Below are 16,917 nucleotides of genomic sequence, written 5' to 3'. Positions count from 1 at the left end.
GTTTGTCACACGTTGACCGACGCGATGAACGACTCTGGGTAGCGCAGCCCGGCGGCGGCATCGGGTGTGAAGACCGCGTTCAACTCCGCCAGTTCTGCTGCGCTCAGCACCAGGTCCAGCGCTGCGATATTCACGTCCAGGTAAGTTCGGCGCTTGGTACCGGGAATAGGGATGATGTCGTCACCCTGCGCCAGCACCCAGGCCAGTGCCAGCTGGGCGGCCGATGTGCCCTTGGCTTGCGCCATCTGTTTGACCTTTTCCACCAATTCCAGGTTGCGCTTGAAGTTCTCGCCCTGGAAACGGGGAGAGAAACGGCTGCGGTAATCGTCCGCGGGAAGGTCTTCGGGCTTGGCAAACGCGCCCGTCAGAAAGCCCCGCCCCAGCGGTGAATAGGCCACCAGGCTCACGCCGTTGCGGCGGCAGGCCGCCAGTGTGCCGGTCACCTCCGGGTCGCGCGTCCACAGCGAGTATTCGCTTTGCAGTGCGGCAATGGGGTGCACCTTGCAGGCCCGGTCGATCGTGGCGGCCGAGGCTTCGGACAGACCCAGGTAGCGCACCTTGCCGCTCTTGACCAACTCGGCCATGGCCCCCACGGTGTCTTCAATCGGCACCGTCTTGTCCACACGGTGCTGGTAGTACAAGTCGATCTGCTCGATCCCCAAGCGCTTCAGGCTGGCGTCGCAGCTGCTTTTCACATACTCGGGCCTGCCGCTCACGCCACGCACCGCCTCATTGGTCGGGTCGCGCAGGATACCGAATTTGGTGGCGATGAACACATCCGCCCGCCGCCCGGCAATGGCCTTGCCGATCAGCACTTCGTTGGTGTGTGGGCCATACACATCCGCGGTGTCCAGAAAGTTCAGACCCTGGTCCAGGGCGTGGTGCAGCGTGGCGATGGATTCGGCATCGTCGCGGCCAGCATAGAACTCGCTCATGCCCATGCAGCCCAGGCCGATGGCCGATAGGGTGGGGCCGTTGTGGCCAAGTACGCGTGTTTTCATGAAGTCCTCCTGTGTGTCATTGAAAATGATGGATCTCAGGCCCGTTTGGCCGGTGTCTGTAGCGCCTGGTAGGCGCAGATTTTTTTGCGAATGATCTGCAGCGTTTCGCCCAGCACGCGCTGGTCTTCCTCCAGGCGCAGGGCGTGTTGTTCCAGCATGGCCTGGCGTTCGGCCACGTTGTCAGGCGCCTGGCCTTCTCGCAGCAGCTGGGCGTAGCGTTGCATGTCGCGCATGGACATACCGGTGGAGCGCAGGCGCACCAGAAACTCCAGCCAGCGCATATCGTCGTCGTTGTAGCGGCGTGCGCCGCTGCTGCGGCCAATGGGCGCAATCAGCCCAATCTGCTCGTAGTAGCGCAGCGTGTGTGCGGACAGGCCGGAGGCCTTGGAGGCTGCGGCAATGCTCAGAAATGTGTTCATGCCGCAACTGTAAAACTTCGAGTGCACTCGAAGTCAAGGGCTGGAAAAACAGGGATTTGCGCTGGCTTGCGCTGGTTTCACGGCTTTGCCCTCCATGGAACAATGGCGGCATGCAGCGCAGACACCTTTTTGGGCTAGGAATCTCCATGGCGTGGGGTGCGGGCGCCTGGGCGGCTTTGCCCCAGCGCGACCTGACCGTGGAGCTGCGCCAGGTGGAAGAAGGGCGTGAGGATGGCACCAGTTACCGCGCTGGGCCTGGTGCCAGCGCCCCGCTGGTGCCGCAAAAGATCCAGGTGCGCAATGGCGAAAAAGGCACACTGCGCACCAACCAGCTGGTGCCTATGCAATGGGTGTCGTCGGTGCAGGCGCCGTCGCGCAACAGCGGTGCGGGGGTCTCCCAGTCGCTGCACTGGCTGGACGTGGGCCAGACCCTGACCGTGACGCCGCGCTGGCCCGGTGGCAAAAAAGAGGCCACGGTAGAGCTGGACATGGTGCAGACCGAGGCGGTGACCGACACCAACGCCGACATGCCGCGCCAGTCGCGCAAGCAAATCACCACCACTGTGACCACGCCATTGGGCGAGTGGGTCACGATTGCAGCCAGTGGCAACGCCGCGCCCAAACAGGGCAGCTACAGCAGCGAGGGCAGCACCGGTGCCCGCTGGCTGCTGCAAATCCGCGTGCTGGCGCCCTAGGCGGCCTGTGTGGCCTGCTGCGCCAGTGGGTTGGGCGTGGGTTCGGCCACCTTGTGCAAGGTGTTGCGGTCGGTGTGGTGGAAGGGCTCGTCGCGGCCCAGAATCTGCAGCACCGTGTCTTCGTCATAGCTCCAGGTGCCATCGGCATGGATGCTCACCTTGATGCGGAACTCGGTCGTCTTGAAGGCATGGTGCAGAAACGGTGCAGAGCAGATGCCGAAGGTTTCCAGGCCCTGGGTGGCCACCAGTTCAAACTCAGTCGCGTCTGCCGCGGCCTGGCCCGATGCCATGGCGATCTGGCCGCGCGGAATGGTCAGCGTGTGGATGACGGTGCCCGTGGCCGGCTCCCACAGCCAGTAGCCTACCTGGTCGTGGTAGGTCTTGACCTGGTCGGGCTTGGTGATGTGGGTGTGGTAACGCAGGCCGTACAGCAGCTGAGGGCCATTGGTTTGGGGGTCTATGGGTTGGAGCTCGACGCGCTCGTAAAACGCCTGTTTGCGCGGACCGTCGGCCTTGGGCTTCACGTCCAGGCCGCGCATGCCCTCCCAGATGCCTGCCATGCCGCGCAGCGGGCCCAGGTTGGCCAGGGTGTTGACGTCCTGGGGGAATGGTTCGGTGTAAATGTCGGCGGAATATTCGCTCATGTCGGATGGAAAAAAGCAATCAGGCTTGCGCCAGTTTGAAGGTGGAGACGACTTGGGCCAGGCGCAGCGCTTGTTCGCGCAGGCTTTCGGCGGCGGCGGCGGATTGCTCCACCAAGGCAGCATTTTGCTGTGTCATTTGGTCCAGCTCAGACACCGCGGTGTTGACCTCTCCAATGTCACTGCTTTGCTGGTTGGAGGCCGCAGAGATCGCACTGATGATGTCCGACACGCGCTGCACCGAACCCACAATTTCCGTCATGGTTTGGCCCGCATTGGCCACCAGCACCGAGCCCGATTCCACCTTGGACACCGACGCATCGATCAGGCCCTTGATTTCCTTGGCGGCAGCGGCTGATCGGCCTGCCAGGCTGCGCACTTCAGACGCCACCACTGCAAAGCCACGGCCCTGTTCGCCCGCACGTGCGGCCTCTACCGCGGCGTTCAGCGCCAGGATGTTGGTTTGAAAGGCAATGCCGTCGATGACGCTGATGATGTCCGCGATCTTGCGCGAACTGATGTTGATCTCTTCCATGGTGGAGACCACCTGGGACACCACCACACCGCCACGTGCCGCCACTTCGGCCGCGCTGGTGGCGAACTGGTTGGCCTGCTGCGCAGATTCGGCCGATTGACGCACGGTGCCCGTGAGCTGTCCGGTGGAGGCCGAGGCGCGCTGCAGGTTGCTGGCGGTTTGCTCGGTGCGGGTGCTCAGGTCCTGGTTGCCGGTGGCAATTTCGGCGCTGGACAGGCGGATGGACTCGGACGACTGCAGCACCGTGGCAATAGACCGGTTGAGTTGCTGCGTCATGGCCTCTAGCGCATGCATCAGGTCGCCCACCTCATCGCTGCGTTGCGTGCTGGCGTCTACCGACAAATTGCCTTGCGCCACTTCATTCGCGACCGAGGCTGCACGCGCAAGTTCGTTCACGAGTTTTTTCTGCATCAGCCACGACACCCAAACCGCCAGCCCGGCAGACAGCAAGGCCAGGCCTGCCAGCACCAGACTGATGGTGCGCCCCTGGCTTTGGGACTGGGCAATGGTGCCGTCCGAGGTGGTTTCGATTTGGGCAGTCACCGCGCCCGATGCCTTCACCAATTCCTTGAACGTGGCATCGGCACGGCCCATGGCGGCGATGCCGGTATTGGGGTCAATGGCGGCGAAGTTGAGGGCCGCATCGGCCTGCTTGGCATAGGTGTCTACCAATTTGAGCACCGCGTCTACGCTGGTGCGCAGTGCGGGTTCGGTGTTGGTGCCTGCTACGGTTTCCACCACCCGTTTTACACCGGCGAGCTGGGTGGCAAAGTCGGCGCGCAGGCTTTTGATCTTGGCGTCGTCCAGCGATGCCACCAGCGCAACCGTGCGGTACACATTGGCATGCACCTCTGCCATTTGCTGGTGGGCGCTGGCGATGGTTTTGAAATCCTCCAGGCTGGCGCGGGAGGCGCTCAAGCCTTGCTCGGCCTGCCGACCCAGGAAGAACACATTGGTCTGGCCGAATAGCAAGACTACCGTCGCGGTGAGCAGCGGTGCCGCCAGCAATTTCAAACCCAGTTTCATGGTGTCTCCCTGCAGCCACCCTGGTGCGTAGGGCGCGCGTTATTTGCGTTATTTGTAAATGCCCGCACACACCGCCATGTCGTCCAGCTTCTCGCAGTACATGCTCTTGGGCTCGATCTTCTTGGTGGTGGGGTTGGTGAACTTGTAGTCTTGCCAGAACGTCCCCTTGCTCTTGGCCAACTCCACGCGCTCTTTCACAAAGGGCTTGCCGTCAATGTCCAGCATGTCGATCAGGTTGGCCCCCACCTGCTTGGCGTTGGCGCCATGGGCGCGCACCGTGCCGTCCAGACCATAGACCACGAGGTACAGGTCACGGTCCACCCACTTGGGGTCTTTGGCGGTCACTTCGTTGTAGACCTTGGTCTTGTCGGCGCCCGCAGCCTTCAGGGCCACAACGCCCTTTTTCACCATGGCCGTGGCTTCTTCGGCCGTAGCTTTGGCCTGCGCGTGTGCGGCCAAGGGCAGGCACAGGGCCGCCAGCGAAATCGTCAAGGTGCACAGGGAAAGGGAGGGCTTCATGGTGAATCCTGGGGAGTTGTTGGGGGATAGCCCAACTTATACTGCAGCCGCTGGGGGCAAGCAACAAGAGCTTGCCCCTATTTAGATAAAAAACCGCCCTTAGCCCTCGTGGATTGGGCGCGAGCAGCTATCAAAACGATAGTAACTCGCCCATACTCTCTTTCCATTACTCCCTTGAGGGGGGCTACTTTTTCGCGACTGCGTCGGCCAGGGCCTGCAGAGCGGCAGTGACCGCGGCCAGGGCGTTGGCATCCAGCGGCTCCAGCTGGCTGGCCAGCGCGGCGACGGCGGCAGCCCCTTGCGCTTGCAACTGGCCAATGGCCTGGCCCGCCACCTTGGGCGACTCAAAGCCCTTGCTTTGCAGCAGCACGGCACCTGCCGTGTCCACCAGCTTGAAGTAGAACTGCCCGTCTTTCTCGCGGTACTGCTTGAACGACGCCAGGGCCACCTTGGCGGCCTTGCCGGTGTTGGTGTGCACCACGGTGCCCAGGCCGCGCAGGCCCACAGCGCTGCGCAGCTGTGCCATGAAGGGCGTGGCAATCGCACGCGCTTTTTGTGCACCAGCCAACAGCAGGGCTTCCACCTTTTCAGGGTGGGCCATGTAGTCTTCGTAGGCAGCGCGCATGGGGGCAATTTCGCGGTCGATGCGTTCGAACAGCAGGGTCTTCGCATCACCCCAGGCAATGCCTTTCGCGTATGCCTTGCGCAGGGCTTGCGTCTCTTCGTCGGAGGCAAAGGCCTGGTAAATCTGGAACAGGGCCGAGCCTTCGGTCTCCTTGGGTTCGCCAGGCGCGCGCGAGTCGGTCTTGATGCCAGCAATCAGTTTCTTGAGCTGCTCGCGGCTGCTGAACAGCGGGATGGTGTTGTCGTAGCTCTTGCTCATCTTGCGACCGTCCAGGCCAGGCAGCGTGGCGACGGACTCTTCAATCTCGGCCTGCGGCGGCACAAAGTGCTCGCCGTAGCGGTGGTTGAAGCTGGCGGCCATGTCGCGCGCCATTTCGATGTGCTGGATCTGGTCGCGTCCCACGGGCACCTTGTGCGCGTTGAACATCAAGATGTCTGCGCCCATGAGCACCGGGTACATGAACAGGCCCGCGTTGACGTCAGCATCCGGGTCCACACCAGCCGCAGTGTTCTTGTCCACCGAGGCCTTGTAGGCGTGGGCGCGGTTGAGCACGCCCTTGCCGGTCACGCAGGTCAGGAACCAGGTGAGTTCGGGGATTTCGGGGATGTCTGACTGGCGGTAGAAGGTGACGTGGTCGGGGTTCAGGCCCGCGGCCAGCCAGCTCGCAGCAATCTCCAGCGTGGAGCGCTGGATGCGCGCAGGTTCGTCAATCTTGATGAGCGCATGGTAGTCGGCCAGAAAGTAGAAGCTTTCCACGCCCGGCGTCAGGCTGGCGCGCACAGACGGGCGGATGGAGCCCACGTAGTTGCCCAGGTGGGGTGTGCCGGAGGTGGTGATGCCGGTGAGGAAGCGAACAGTGCTCATGGAAACAGACAATCAGAAAATGCCAAAGAAGAGATGCTCAATGCACCAGGGCCGACAGCGGGCTCAGCAACAGGTCCAGCAGGCCAAAGGTCAGTGCCATCACCGGTTGCATCCACAGCGTGCTGATCACGCCCGCCACAACCAGTGCCATCACCACAAAGAAGCCCCAAGGTTCAATGCGTGAGACCAGCAGGGCCTGCTTGAGGGGTAGCAGGCCCACCAAAATGCGGCCGCCATCCAGCGGGGGCAGTGGGAACAGGTTGAAGGCAAACATCACAACGTTCACCAGCACACCGCCCTGGCACATCTTCAGAAAGAAGGGTTCTGTCACACCTGCGCCTTGCAGCAGGTACAGGCCAATGCCCCATGCCAGCGCCATGGCAAGGTTGGCGCCAGGCCCCGCCAGAGCTACCCACACCATGTCGCGCTTGGGGTTGCGCAGGTTGCCAAAGCGCACCGGCACCGGCTTGGCGTAACCAAACAAAAACGTACCCGAGGTGGCGAAGTACAGCAAGAGCGGCATCAGGATGGTGCCCACGGGATCGATGTGCTTAGCCGGATTCAGCGTGATGCGGCCCAGGGACCAGGCGGTTTTGTCGCCAAAGTAAAGGGCGGCGTAGCCATGGGCCGCTTCATGGACCGTGATGGCAAACAGCACGGGCAGCGCGTAAATGGCAACGGTTTGAATCAGTTGTGCAAAGTCCACAGGGCAATTGTCTCAGAGTGAAATGGGGGCAAAGGGTGGATCTAGAGTCCGATGGCGGCGAGATCACCGCCACCTTGGCGGATCACCTCGGGTGTCTCGCCAGTCAGGTCGATCACCGTGGTGGGTTCTGCGGCGCAGGCACCGGCATCGATGACGGCGGCGATCTGGTGCTCGTAGCGGTCGCGGATGTCCTGCGCATCGTTCAGGGGTTCCGTCTCACCGTTTGCTATCAAAGTCGTAGCTAGAAGCGCAGAGCCGTGGAGGGCTAGCAGCTCCTGCAGCGTCTTGTGCTCGGGCACGCGCAGGCCAATCGTCTTACGTGAGGGGTGGCTCACGCGGCGCGGCACTTCCTTGCTGGCTTCCAGAATGAAGGTATAGGCGCCCGGCGTGGCGGCCTTGAGCAGGCGGTACTGGGTGTTGTCCACACGGGCATAGCTGGCCAGCTCGCTGAGGTCGCGGCACAGCAGGGTCAGGTGGTGCTTGTCGTCCACCCCGCGGATGCTGCGCAGCTTGTCGGCCGCGGCCTTGTCATCCAGGTGGCAGACCAGCGCGTAGCTGGAGTCGGTAGGCACGGCCAGAATGCCGCCTTTTTCAAGTAGGCCTACTGCCTGCTTGAGCAGGCGGGGTTGGGGGTTGTCGGGGTGAACTTCGAAATACTGCGCCATGGCACGGCAAACGCTTGCGCGCTCGTTCTCTTGTTTTTATTGGATGCGGGAGCTCAGCAACTCCCATACGGGGGTGAGACCACTGGGCAACGCGGGCAGGGTGCCCAGCTCGGTGTGGCTTTCATCGGGGCTGTGGAAGTCGCTGCCGCGCGAGGCGGCCAGGCCAAATTCCTTGGCCGTCTCGGCGTAGATCTGGTACTCCGGCACCGAGTGGCTGCCGGTTACCACTTCCACGCCTTGGCCGCCGTAGCCCTTGAATTCGGTGAACAGCGCAAACTCTTCGTTGGGCGTGAACTTGTAGCGTGCCGGGTGGGCAATCACGGCCATGCCGCCGGCCCCAGTAATCCAGGTGACGGCGTCCTTCAGCGTAGCCCAGCGGTGTGGCACAAAACCGGGCTTGCCCTCAGTCAGGTACTTGCGGAAGACCTCGTTGGTCTCCCGGCATACGCCGCTTTCCACCAGAAAGCGGGCGAAGTGGGTGCGCGAAATCAGCTCGGGGTTGCCAACAAACTTCAGCGCGCCTTCGTAGGCACCCTGGATGCCGACCTTGGCCAGGCCGTCTGACATTTCCATGGCGCGCTCTTTGCGGCCGCCCCGGGTCTGGCGCAGACCCTGGCGCAGGGTCTCGTTGTCGGCGTCAAAACCCAGACCGACGATATGGACGGTCTGGTTCAAAAAGGTGATGGAGATTTCCACGCCCGTCAGGTACTGCATGCCCTCGGCATGGGCCGCATCGCGGGCGCGCTGCAGGCCACCCACCTCGTCGTGGTCGGTCAGTGCCCACAGTTCCACACCATTGCCCCTGGCGCGCGCAGCCAACGCTTCGGGCGTCAGGGTGCCATCGGACACCACAGAGTGGCAATGGAGGTCGGCGTTGAGTTGGGTAGTCACCGGACCATTTTAGGCCCAGGCACTAAAACGCTGGCGCGACGGTGTATTCGCGGACCTCACCCGTCACCGGGTGCGGAAAACTCAGCAGGCCGGAGTGCAGCAACAGCCGGTCCGCCTGGGCCTGTACCTCGGGCGGCGCGTACAGCGTGTCGCCCACCATGGGGTGGCCGATGGCCTGCATGTGCACGCGCAACTGGTGGGTGCGCCCGGTGACCGGCTCCAGCTCCACGCGCGAGGTGTTGGCGGCGGTGTTTAGCGCGGTGCAGCGCCAGCGTGTAAGGGCGCTTTGCCCCTCGGCGTGGTTGATGGTGCGTTTGGGCCGGTTGGGCCAGTCCACCAGCATGGGCAGGTCAATCTCGTGCCATTGCGCGTCCATGGCCAGCAGGCCGGTCACCACGGCCGTGTAGCGCTTATCCACGCGGCGTTGTTCAAACGCCAGGTTCAGCACGCGCTGGGCTGGCAGCCCACGCGCCAGCACCACCAGGCCCGAGGTGTCGCGGTCCAGTCGGTGCACGATGAGGGCGTCGGGATATCGCGCCTGCACGCGTTTGCTCAGGCAGTCCGCCTTCTCGGGGCCGCGCCCTGGTACGGTCAGCAGCCCCGATGGCTTATTGAGCACTACGATGGCATCGTCGGCGTAAACCACCTCCAGCGGCAAGGTGGCGAAATCTTCAATGGGGAGCATCGTTTTGCGAGATAAGCCGCTGTACGGTTTCGCACAGCTCGTTGACGTCATTGGGTTTGTAGATCAGGGCGTTTGCCCCTTCCTGCAGGGCACGCTGTTCGATTTCGGGCGTCACATAGCCCGATGCCAGCGCCACCGGCAGGTCCGGGCGTATCGCCTTGGCATGGCGCAGCAGGTCCACTCCGCTGTAGCCCGGCATGTTGTAGTCGGTCACCAGCAGGTCAAAGGCCTCGGGCTGCGCCTGCAGCGCGGCCTGGGCCTCATGCGGGTCGGTGAAGGTGGTGACTGCAAAGCCCTTGCGCGTCAGCACGCGCGCAACCAGAAACACCAGGGCCTGGTCATCGTCCACATACATCACATGGCGTCCCCGGCCGCGCACCTCTTGCACCACTTCCGGTTCGGCCGCGGCCACCGGTAGTTGCGAGGTGGCGGGAAAGTACAGCGTGAACACGCTGCCCTGGCCCAGGGTACTTTGCACGTCAATGGCGCCCTGGTGGGTCTGCATGATGCCGTGCACCACCGACAGGCCCAGGCCCGTTCCCTGGCCCACCTGGCGGGTGGTGAAAAAGGGTTCAAAAATACGCTGCATGGTCTCTTGCGACATACCACCGCCCGTGTCTCGCACGCGCAGCGTGACATAGCGGCCCGGCGCCAGCCCGAAGCGGTCGCTGAACGGCAGGTTGATGTCGGTGCTGCTGAGTTCAATGGTCACCGAGCCCTTGTTTTGCCCAATGGCCAGCAGCGCGTTGGTGCACAGGTTCAACAGCGCCTGCTCCACCTGCGTGGCATCGGCCAACACCGAATCGCACTGCTCCGGCACCTCCATGCGCAACTCCACTGCTGGGGGTAACGCCACCTTCACCAGACGTGCGGTTTCCTGTACCACTTCGGCCAGCTGGATGGGGGTACGCTTGGGCGGCTCGTTGCGGCTGAAGGTCAGAATCTGGCGCACCAGGTCGCGGGCGCGGCGCCCGGCCTTGTCGATCTCGTACAGGCTAGTTAGGGACGGGGAGTCGGCGGGCGTGTCCTGCTTGGCCAAATCCACATTGCCCAAAATGGCACTGAGAATGTTGTTGAAATCGTGCGCAATGCCGCCCGCCATGGTGCCCATGGCTTGCATTTTTTGGGACTCGCGCAGTTGGGTTTCCAGCGCGGTGCGCTGCGCTTCGGCCATTTTCTTAGCGGTCAGGTCGCGCGCAAAAATGGTGGTGACCGCCCCATGGGCGCTTTGCTCGCCGCGCCGGTCCGCCGGGTCGGTGTCGGGCAGGCGCAGCGGCGCACGCGTGCGTAGACGGCGTTCTAGCGACACACTGATCTCCACATAAATCTGCTTGCCCAGCAGGGTGGTCGCAGTGAACTCGCCGAGCATGGCCTGCGCTGGCACATTGCCCGCGCTCAAGGCCAGCTCCACATCGGGCAAGAAATGCCCCAGTTGAGCGCCAAAGGCCTGGTCGGCCGGGCATTCAAACAGCGCAGTGGCGGCGGGGTTGAAGACGGTGATGCACTGTTTTTCGTCGATGCACAGAATCGCATCCAACGACGAGTTGATGATGGCGGCCATGCGGTTTTCGCTGAGCAGCAGATCTTCATTGCGCTGGCGCAGCACGGCGGCGCTCTCTTGCAGCGCGTGGCGCTGCGTCAGCAGCGGTCCCTGATCAATCACCGCGCAAATAAAGTGCGCCAGTTCGTCCAGCGGGTTCTCGATGCGTGCAATGTGCAGGTCACCCGTGAAGCTACCGCGCGAGCCGGCCAAAAACGCCACCTCGTTGACCTCGCTGGTGCCTTCCTGTTTGGCGCTGGAAAACGCCACCGCCACTTCGTCCGCATGCTCGGCATCCACAAAGGGCAGTAGGAAGTTGAGTGGTGCGTCACTTTCCAGTGGCTGGAACAGCCGCAGCGCCATGGCATTGCTGGCCAGCACCAGGCCTTCTTCGTCCACCACCATGAGCGCCAGCGGCACGTTGGAGAACAGCGTGGCAAAACGCTCGGAGGCACCTTCGGCTTCCTGTTGGGAGTAGCGCAGCGCCTTGTTCTGGATTTCCAGCTCGGCCTGGTACTTGCGCAGGTCCTCGATCATTTGCGACGGCGCATAGCCGTCGATGATCATGTGTTGCTTGGTGCGCCCCTCGCGCTCGGGCAAACCCGTGCGCGCAGTCAGGCGGATTTTTTTGCGGCGGGACAGTGCGGCCATTTACTGGCGCACAACGCTGTTGCCGGGCGCAAAGCGCTGCGCCTGCAAGGGGCTGTTCGCCGCAATGTAGGCGCGCAGCACCTCGGCATCCACAAAGCCGGTGTCCACATAGGTGGGGTGGGTGATCAGCTTGGGATAGCCATCGCCGCCCACAGCCTGGAAGTTGTTCACGACCAGGCGGTAGGTTTTGGTGGCGTCCACGGCCGCGCCGCGGATGCGCGCACTGCTGACGACGCCCCCGTTGATGACCAGCTCCACCCCCGCAAACTGCGGGAAGGCGCCGGCACCGGCCGACATCTTGGCCACGGCGTTCAGGTAGGCCAGCACCTCGGTGCCCGTGAAATCCACCGTGGCAATGGTGTTGCCGAAGGGCTGGACCTTGAGCACATCCTTGTAGGTCAGCGTGCCCGCAGGCAGCGAGTCGCGCACGCCACCCGCGTTGACCACCGCAAAGTCGGCCCGCGTACGGTCCATCATCGACAGGCCCACCAAGACGCCCATGGCGGCGGGCTGGGCGCGGATGATGCTGCGGTCTCCCTCAATGCGGGCATCGCTGCTGCCCACCGCCACGCCTAGTTTTTCCTGGCCCACGTTCTGGTAGGGCGTCAGCAGCTGCAGCATGGTGGGGTCTTCGGCAATCTCGCTGGTGTAGAAGGCCTTGGTCGATTTGCCTTCTGCGTCCTTCACCGTCTTCTTCAAATTGATGGGGATGAGTGCGTAGCGCACCAACTTGAACTCGCCGTTGCGGTATTCAAAGTCGGCACGGCCCACGTACTTGCCCCACTCGTGGGCTTGCACGATCCAGGTGCCGTTTTGCCGGTCGGGGGCGCAGGGCGTGCCGGGCACATAGGCCTCGTCGCGCACGTTCTCAGCCTTCATGCACACCGGGTTTTGCGAGTGCCCACCCACCACCAGGTCAATGCCCTTGACGGCGCGCGCCATCTCTACATCCCCCTCAGCCTGGGTGCCGTGCTGGCCGTTCACATAGTGGCCCATGTGCGTGGCGGCAATCACGACATCGGCCTTGGCGCGCAGCTCGGGCACGACCTGGTTGGCCTCGGCAATCACGCTGCGAAATTCCACGCCCTTCACGTTGTCGGGGTGCACCATCTTGTAGGTGTCTTCCGTAGTCAACCCCATCACACCCACGCGCACACCGCCCAAGTTGAAGATCTTGTAGGGCGTAAACATGCGCTGACCGTTGTCATAAATGTTGGCCGACAGCATGGGGAAGGTGGCCAGGTCGCGCTGCATCTTCAGCACCGCACGCGGCTTGTCAAATTCATGGTTGCCCACGGCCATGGCATCAAAGCGCAGCAGGTTCATGCCGCGGAAGTCGGGCACGGCGTCCTGCAGGTCGGACTCGGGTACACCGGTGTTGATGTCGCCCCCGCTGAGCAGTAGCACATGGCCGCCTTTGGCCGCTACTTCGGCACGCACCTGGTCCACCACCGTCTTCTGGGCAGAAAGGCCGTATTCGCCATCGTTGTTTTTCCAGAACCGGCCATGGTGGTCGTTGGTGTGCAGGATGGTGATGGCGTAGGTGGTGTCCTTGGCCGGCGTGACACCGCCCAAGGGAGCACAGCCCGCTAGGGCCAGCGCGATCAAGAGGGTGGGGGTGGAGCGGAATGAAATCATGACGACACCTCTAGCGGGGTTGCACATTGCGTATCTTGTTTATATCAAATTCACTCACTGGCGCAGCTGCATTGCCCCAGCTGCTGCGCACAAAAGTGAGCACGGAGGCGATGTCGGTATCGGACAGGGTGAGCATGAACGGGGGCATGCCATGGGGCTGAGGGTTCTGCGCGGTGGCGGGCGCAAACCCCCCATGCAGCACGGTCAGCACCAGGTTGTTGGTGTTGGCCATTTGCACCGCGCGGTTGCTTGCCAGCGCGGGGTAGGCGCCCGCTTTTCCTTCGCCCTGTTTGCCATGGCACTGTGAACATTGCTTATCGTAAATGCGCGCACCAACGGTGGACATCAGTGAGCTGCTAGGCGCGGCCGCTGGTGCGGTTGGGGTGCTGGCGGGCATCGGCCCCAGCGACGCCAGGTAGGTGGCCATGGCCACCGCATCGTCAGGCAACAAATACTGGGTGCTATGGCGCACTACCTCCGCCATGGGGCCATTCACCACGGCATGGCGGTTGATACCCGCAGTGAGCAGCGCCGCCGTGTCTTCACGTGACCAACCGGATACGGACGCTTCTTCGGCGGATGTCAGCGAGGGCGCGTACCACAGCTCACCAGGCAGCGTAGCACCCGCCAACGATTTGCGTGGCTCCACTGAACCCCAGGCGTTGCGCGCGCCGTGGCATTCACTGCAGTGCGCCAACCCTTGAACCAAGTAGGCGCCACGTGCCATTTCGGGCGCAACGGAGGCCGCCGCAGGTACCACGGTATCCGCTGGCGTGAAATACAGCGTGCGCCACACCCAGAGTGCGGCCTGGGTACGGTAGGGCCAGCCTAGCGTGTGCGGTGTATTCGCGTTGGCTGCGGTTGGCAAGGACTGCAAGTAGGCCCACAGTGCATCAGCATCCTCCCGTGTGACATGGGTATAGCTGGTGTACGGAAAGGCGGGGTACAGCAGGCGCCCGTCTTTCGACTGGCCATGGTGCAGGGCCTGCCAGAAATCGTCTGCGCTCCAGCGACCCAGGCCCGCGTTGGGGTCCGGTGTGAGGTTGCTGGAGTACACGGTGCCAAACGGTGTGGAAATGCCCTTGCCGCCGGCGTAGGGTTGGCCACCGGTCGCGGTGTGGCACAGCGCGCAATTGCCTAGGCGCGCCAAGTAGGCGCCGCGTGCAATCTGGGTGGCGGTAGCCGGAGCGTCAGGCGAGCGAGGCGCAGATTGCGCACTGTTGCGCGGTACAGACCACCAGACGGCCAGAGCCCCCAGGGCCAATGCCAGTGCCAGCGTCCACGCAACTTTGACAGGTGTTTTCATGGGTCAGGGTGTTGGGCTGCAGGTCGGCAGGGTAGGGCCGCTGGCTGCAGCGGCTGGCCGCGCCGTAGCGGGTTTTGCCGGCACGGGCACGGCCTGCGCCGCCAGCCATTGGGTGACGGCGTTCACATCGGTGGAGCTGAGTTTGCGGGCCACCTCGGCCATGCAATCGGGCGCGCGGGCTTTGCGCTGGCCGGTTTGCCAGCCGCCCAGTTGGGCATTCAGGTAGTCACGCGGCAAGCCCAGCAATCCGGGCGTGGCGGGCAAAACCCCCGTCAGCGCGGTTCCATGGCATTGCACACAGGCCGGAATGCCCAGGGCGCGGTCGCCTTGCAGTACCAATGACTTACCACGCTGCAGCACCGCTGCAGGTGCCGTGGCGGCGGCGGGGGGCGGGTAGGGCACATCCAGGCTGGCAAAGTAGTCGGCCATGTCGTGCAGGTACTCGGGCGAGAGCGGGGCGATCAGGCCGTTCATCAGCGCATAGTGGCGACGACCCTCGGCAAAGTTCATCAACTGGTTGAACAGGTAGCCCGCAGGCTTGCCCGCCAGCCGCGGGTAGTAGCCATCGGGGCCGGCTTTGCCTTGGTCGCCGTGACAGGCGGTGCAGGCTTGGGTGCGCTCGGCCATGGGGTGCTTGTCCTGCGCCTGGCCTGGCAGCGGGGCCAGACTGGTCAGCAGGGCCAGGGCAACTGAAAGAGAGAAACGGGGGGGTGTGAAGCGGCGTATCCAGGCGGGCATGCCGCAAGCTTACCCCAGGGGCGTATCTACTGCGGGTCCACCCACACCACCGGTTTGCCCTTGGCCAGCCAAGCATCGAACTGCGGGCCATACACGACCTCAATGCGCGGGCGCTTGACCTTCAGCGTGGGCGTGACAAAGCCGTTCTCGGGTGTCCAGGCGGTGGTGACCACGGCCAGGCAGTCCAGCTTTTCGTGCGGGGACAGCTTGGCGTTGGTGGTTTTCAGGTGCAGTTGCAGCGACTCGGTGAGGGTCTGCCGGCCCTCGGTGGTCTGGCTGCGGGCGGCGGCGTCTTGCGACAGCATCACCACGGCCAGCGGCTGGGGGTAATTGGCACCGGTCACGGCACAGGCTTCGATGTCGGGGTGCAGCACCAGCAGGTCTTCCAGTGGGGCTGGGGCGATGTACTTGCCCTTGCTGGTTTTGAACATGTCCTTGACGCGACCGGTGATGCTCAAAAAGCCCTGCGCGTCGATCTGGCCCTTGTCGCCGGTGCGCAGCCAGCCATCGGCCGTGAAGGCGGCGGCGGTCTGCGCTTCTTCACGGTAGTAGCCCGTCATCAAGGCTGGGCAGCGCATCTGGATTTCGCCAGTCTCGGCGTCAATGCGGCTTTCCACACCCGCGTAAGGCAGGCCCACCGATCCCGTCTGGTGCGAGCCCGGCAGGGTGGAGTGCGACACGCCGCTGTTTTCGGTCATGCCGTAGACCTCGATCAGGTCCAGCCCCAGGTTGCGGTACCACTGCAACACATCGGCGGGCATGGGGGCGGCACCTCCGGCGGCCAGGCGGCATTGGTCCAGTCCCAGGCCCTTGAGAATCTTTTTGCGCACCAGGCCGCCGATGAGCGGTATGCGCAGCAGCTTTTGTAACTTGGCCGCCGGCATCTTGCTGTGCACCCCCTGCTGGAACTTGACCCACAACCGTGGCACCGAGAAGAAGATGGTGGGCCGGGCGCGTTGCAGGTCCTGCAGGAACGTGTCCAGCGACTCGGCAAAAAAGATGTGCCCGCCGTAGCGCAGCGAGGCCTGCTCCACCAGCATGCGTTCGGCCACATGGGCCAGCGGCAGGTAGGAGATGTAGCGGTCGTTGCTGTCCATGCGCACGCGGGCGGTAGCGCTGGACAGGCCCCAGGCCATGGTGTTGAAGGTGTGCACCACGCCCTTGGGTTGGCCAGTGGTGCCCGAGGTGTAGATGATGGTGCTGACCTGCTCACCCGGTGCCGTGGGATGCCCGGCCAATGGGGCGTTGGCCTTGACCAGATCGGCCCACTGCAATGCAGGTACCGTGGGAGCCAGGGGCAGGGCAATCAGTGGCATCTCGGCGGGCACGCCGGTGCGCAGGTTGTCGGTGTCGTCCAGCTTGCCGATGAACAGCGCTTTGGCCTCGCTGTGCGCCAGGATGTAGGCCAGTGATTCGCCGTTGAAGGTGGGGTAGATGGGTACGGACACATGGCCCGCCATCACGATGGCTAGATCCGCCAGGATCCAGTGCGCGCTGTTTTTGCCAATGATGGCCACGCGGCTGCCCTGGGGCCAGCCCTGGGCCTGCAACCAGGTTGCCATGCAGCGCACTTGCCACGCTGCTTCGGACCAAGTGATGTCTTGCACCACGCCGCCGCCGGTCGGCTGCGAGAGGTAAATCTGGTTGCCACGTTCCTTCTCCCAGCGGTACAGGCATTGCAACGGCAGATCGCTGGGCGATACGGTGATCGTGGTCATGAAGGCTCCCTATGGTGAATTGCCCATTCTTGGGGCGCCCTGGATGCGGGGCAA

General features: G+C 63.5%; 16 protein-coding genes. 1 reads left to right on the top strand and 15 read right to left on the bottom strand.

The features are described from left to right. Nucleotides 1-5: 5 nt before the first annotated feature. Nucleotides 6-1,001 (bottom strand): aldo/keto reductase, encoded by a 996-nt coding sequence (locus J2X15_RS20030; protein ID WP_310346430.1) that lies wholly within the window; start codon nucleotides 999-1,001, stop codon nucleotides 6-8. 35 nt (nucleotides 1,002-1,036) lie between these two features. Next, nucleotides 1,037-1,420, bottom strand: coding sequence for a MerR family transcriptional regulator (locus J2X15_RS20025; protein ID WP_310346427.1), 384 nt, complete (start codon nucleotides 1,418-1,420; stop codon nucleotides 1,037-1,039). A gap of 146 nt (nucleotides 1,421-1,566) precedes the next feature. Here J2X15_RS20025 and J2X15_RS20020 point away from each other — a divergent pair, with 146 nt between their 5' ends. Continuing rightward, entirely contained in the window at nucleotides 1,567-2,115 is a 549-nt protein-coding gene (locus J2X15_RS20020; protein WP_310346426.1) for a hypothetical protein, read from the top strand. Here the strand turns inward: J2X15_RS20020 and J2X15_RS20015 are convergent. The 13 genes from J2X15_RS20015 to J2X15_RS19955 form a co-directional block, all read right to left on the bottom strand. Beyond that, nucleotides 2,112-2,759 (bottom strand): FABP family protein, encoded by a 648-nt coding sequence (locus tag J2X15_RS20015; protein WP_310346423.1) that lies wholly within the window; start codon nucleotides 2,757-2,759, stop codon nucleotides 2,112-2,114. The genes J2X15_RS20020 and J2X15_RS20015 overlap by 4 nt on opposite strands. A gap of 19 nt (nucleotides 2,760-2,778) precedes the next feature. Beyond that, nucleotides 2,779-4,317 (bottom strand): methyl-accepting chemotaxis protein, encoded by a 1,539-nt coding sequence (locus J2X15_RS20010; RefSeq protein WP_310346420.1) that lies wholly within the window; start codon nucleotides 4,315-4,317, stop codon nucleotides 2,779-2,781. A gap of 48 nt (nucleotides 4,318-4,365) precedes the next feature. After that, nucleotides 4,366-4,836, bottom strand: a complete 471-nt coding sequence (locus J2X15_RS20005) for a cache domain-containing protein (protein ID WP_310346417.1) — start codon at nucleotides 4,834-4,836, stop codon at nucleotides 4,366-4,368. A 184-nt stretch (nucleotides 4,837-5,020) separates the two neighbouring features. Continuing rightward, nucleotides 5,021-6,325: a tryptophan--tRNA ligase gene (locus J2X15_RS20000; RefSeq protein ID WP_310346414.1), complete on the bottom strand. Its 1,305-nt coding sequence runs from the start codon at nucleotides 6,323-6,325 to the stop codon at nucleotides 5,021-5,023. A gap of 37 nt (nucleotides 6,326-6,362) precedes the next feature. Further along, a complete protein-coding gene (locus J2X15_RS19995; protein WP_310346412.1) occupies nucleotides 6,363-7,031 on the bottom strand; it encodes a site-2 protease family protein in 669 nt (222 codons plus the stop codon). Nucleotides 7,032-7,072: 41 nt separating this feature from the next. Further along, complete coding sequence (locus J2X15_RS19990; protein ID WP_310346409.1) at nucleotides 7,073-7,696, bottom strand: L-threonylcarbamoyladenylate synthase; 624 nt, start codon at nucleotides 7,694-7,696, stop codon at nucleotides 7,073-7,075. 36 nt (nucleotides 7,697-7,732) lie between these two features. Continuing rightward, on the bottom strand, nucleotides 7,733-8,587 hold the full coding sequence (locus J2X15_RS19985; RefSeq protein WP_310346407.1) for a 3',5'-nucleoside bisphosphate phosphatase: 855 nt from the start codon (nucleotides 8,585-8,587) through the stop codon (nucleotides 7,733-7,735). Nucleotides 8,588-8,609: 22 nt separating this feature from the next. After that, the gene (locus J2X15_RS19980; protein WP_310346404.1) at nucleotides 8,610-9,272 is read right to left on the bottom strand and encodes an RluA family pseudouridine synthase; all 663 of its coding nucleotides are present in this window, start codon (nucleotides 9,270-9,272) and stop codon (nucleotides 8,610-8,612) included. Beyond that, nucleotides 9,259-11,379: an ATP-binding protein gene (locus J2X15_RS19975; RefSeq protein ID WP_310346525.1), complete on the bottom strand. Its 2,121-nt coding sequence runs from the start codon at nucleotides 11,377-11,379 to the stop codon at nucleotides 9,259-9,261. Before J2X15_RS19975 ends, J2X15_RS19980 begins: the two co-directional genes overlap by 14 nt. Before the next feature lie 84 nt (nucleotides 11,380-11,463). Further along, nucleotides 11,464-13,101: a bifunctional UDP-sugar hydrolase/5'-nucleotidase UshA gene (gene ushA, locus J2X15_RS19970; RefSeq protein WP_310346402.1), complete on the bottom strand. Its 1,638-nt coding sequence runs from the start codon at nucleotides 13,099-13,101 to the stop codon at nucleotides 11,464-11,466. 10 nt (nucleotides 13,102-13,111) lie between these two features. Further along, nucleotides 13,112-14,407 carry a c-type cytochrome gene (locus tag J2X15_RS19965; RefSeq protein ID WP_310346397.1) on the bottom strand — a complete coding sequence of 432 codons (1,296 nt, stop codon included), beginning with the start codon at nucleotides 14,405-14,407 and terminating at the stop codon, nucleotides 13,112-13,114. Nucleotides 14,408-14,410: 3 nt separating this feature from the next. Beyond that, on the bottom strand, nucleotides 14,411-15,145 hold the full coding sequence (locus J2X15_RS19960) for a c-type cytochrome (protein WP_409034315.1): 735 nt from the start codon (nucleotides 15,143-15,145) through the stop codon (nucleotides 14,411-14,413). 26 nt (nucleotides 15,146-15,171) lie between these two features. Continuing rightward, nucleotides 15,172-16,863: an AMP-binding protein gene (locus J2X15_RS19955; RefSeq protein ID WP_310346394.1), complete on the bottom strand. Its 1,692-nt coding sequence runs from the start codon at nucleotides 16,861-16,863 to the stop codon at nucleotides 15,172-15,174. Nucleotides 16,864-16,917: the final 54 nt, after the last annotated feature.

It is taken from the genome of Rhodoferax saidenbachensis (assembly GCF_031457975.1).
Classification (GTDB): domain Bacteria; phylum Pseudomonadota; class Gammaproteobacteria; order Burkholderiales; family Burkholderiaceae_C; genus Allorhodoferax; species Allorhodoferax saidenbachensis_A.
Note: the sequence above shows the minus strand (reverse complement) of the source record. Positions and strands in the feature narration are given on the sequence as shown.

Coding starts and splice junctions, on each gene's coding strand:
- J2X15_RS20030 (WP_310346430.1), bottom strand. CDS start 1,001: ATGAAAACACGCGTACTTGGCCACAACGGCCCCACCCTATCGGCCATC.
- J2X15_RS20025 (WP_310346427.1), bottom strand. CDS start 1,420: ATGAACACATTTCTGAGCATTGCCGCAGCCTCCAAGGCCTCCGGCCTG.
- J2X15_RS20020 (WP_310346426.1), top strand. CDS start 1,567: ATGGCGTGGGGTGCGGGCGCCTGGGCGGCTTTGCCCCAGCGCGACCTG.
- J2X15_RS20015 (WP_310346423.1), bottom strand. CDS start 2,759: ATGAGCGAATATTCCGCCGACATTTACACCGAACCATTCCCCCAGGAC.
- J2X15_RS20010 (WP_310346420.1), bottom strand. CDS start 4,317: ATGAAACTGGGTTTGAAATTGCTGGCGGCACCGCTGCTCACCGCGACG.
- J2X15_RS20005 (WP_310346417.1), bottom strand. CDS start 4,836: ATGAAGCCCTCCCTTTCCCTGTGCACCTTGACGATTTCGCTGGCGGCC.
- J2X15_RS20000 (WP_310346414.1), bottom strand. CDS start 6,325: ATGAGCACTGTTCGCTTCCTCACCGGCATCACCACCTCCGGCACACCC.
- J2X15_RS19990 (WP_310346409.1), bottom strand. CDS start 7,696: ATGGCGCAGTATTTCGAAGTTCACCCCGACAACCCCCAACCCCGCCTG.
- J2X15_RS19980 (WP_310346404.1), bottom strand. CDS start 9,272: ATGCTCCCCATTGAAGATTTCGCCACCTTGCCGCTGGAGGTGGTTTAC.
- J2X15_RS19975 (WP_310346525.1), bottom strand. CDS start 11,379: ATGATCATCGACGGCTATGCGCCGTCGCAAATGATCGAGGACCTGCGC.
- ushA (WP_310346402.1), bottom strand. CDS start 13,101: ATGATTTCATTCCGCTCCACCCCCACCCTCTTGATCGCGCTGGCCCTA.
- J2X15_RS19965 (WP_310346397.1), bottom strand. CDS start 14,407: ATGAAAACACCTGTCAAAGTTGCGTGGACGCTGGCACTGGCATTGGCC.
- J2X15_RS19960 (WP_409034315.1), bottom strand. CDS start 15,145: ATGCCCGCCTGGATACGCCGCTTCACACCCCCCCGTTTCTCTCTTTCA.
- J2X15_RS19955 (WP_310346394.1), bottom strand. CDS start 16,863: ATGACCACGATCACCGTATCGCCCAGCGATCTGCCGTTGCAATGCCTG.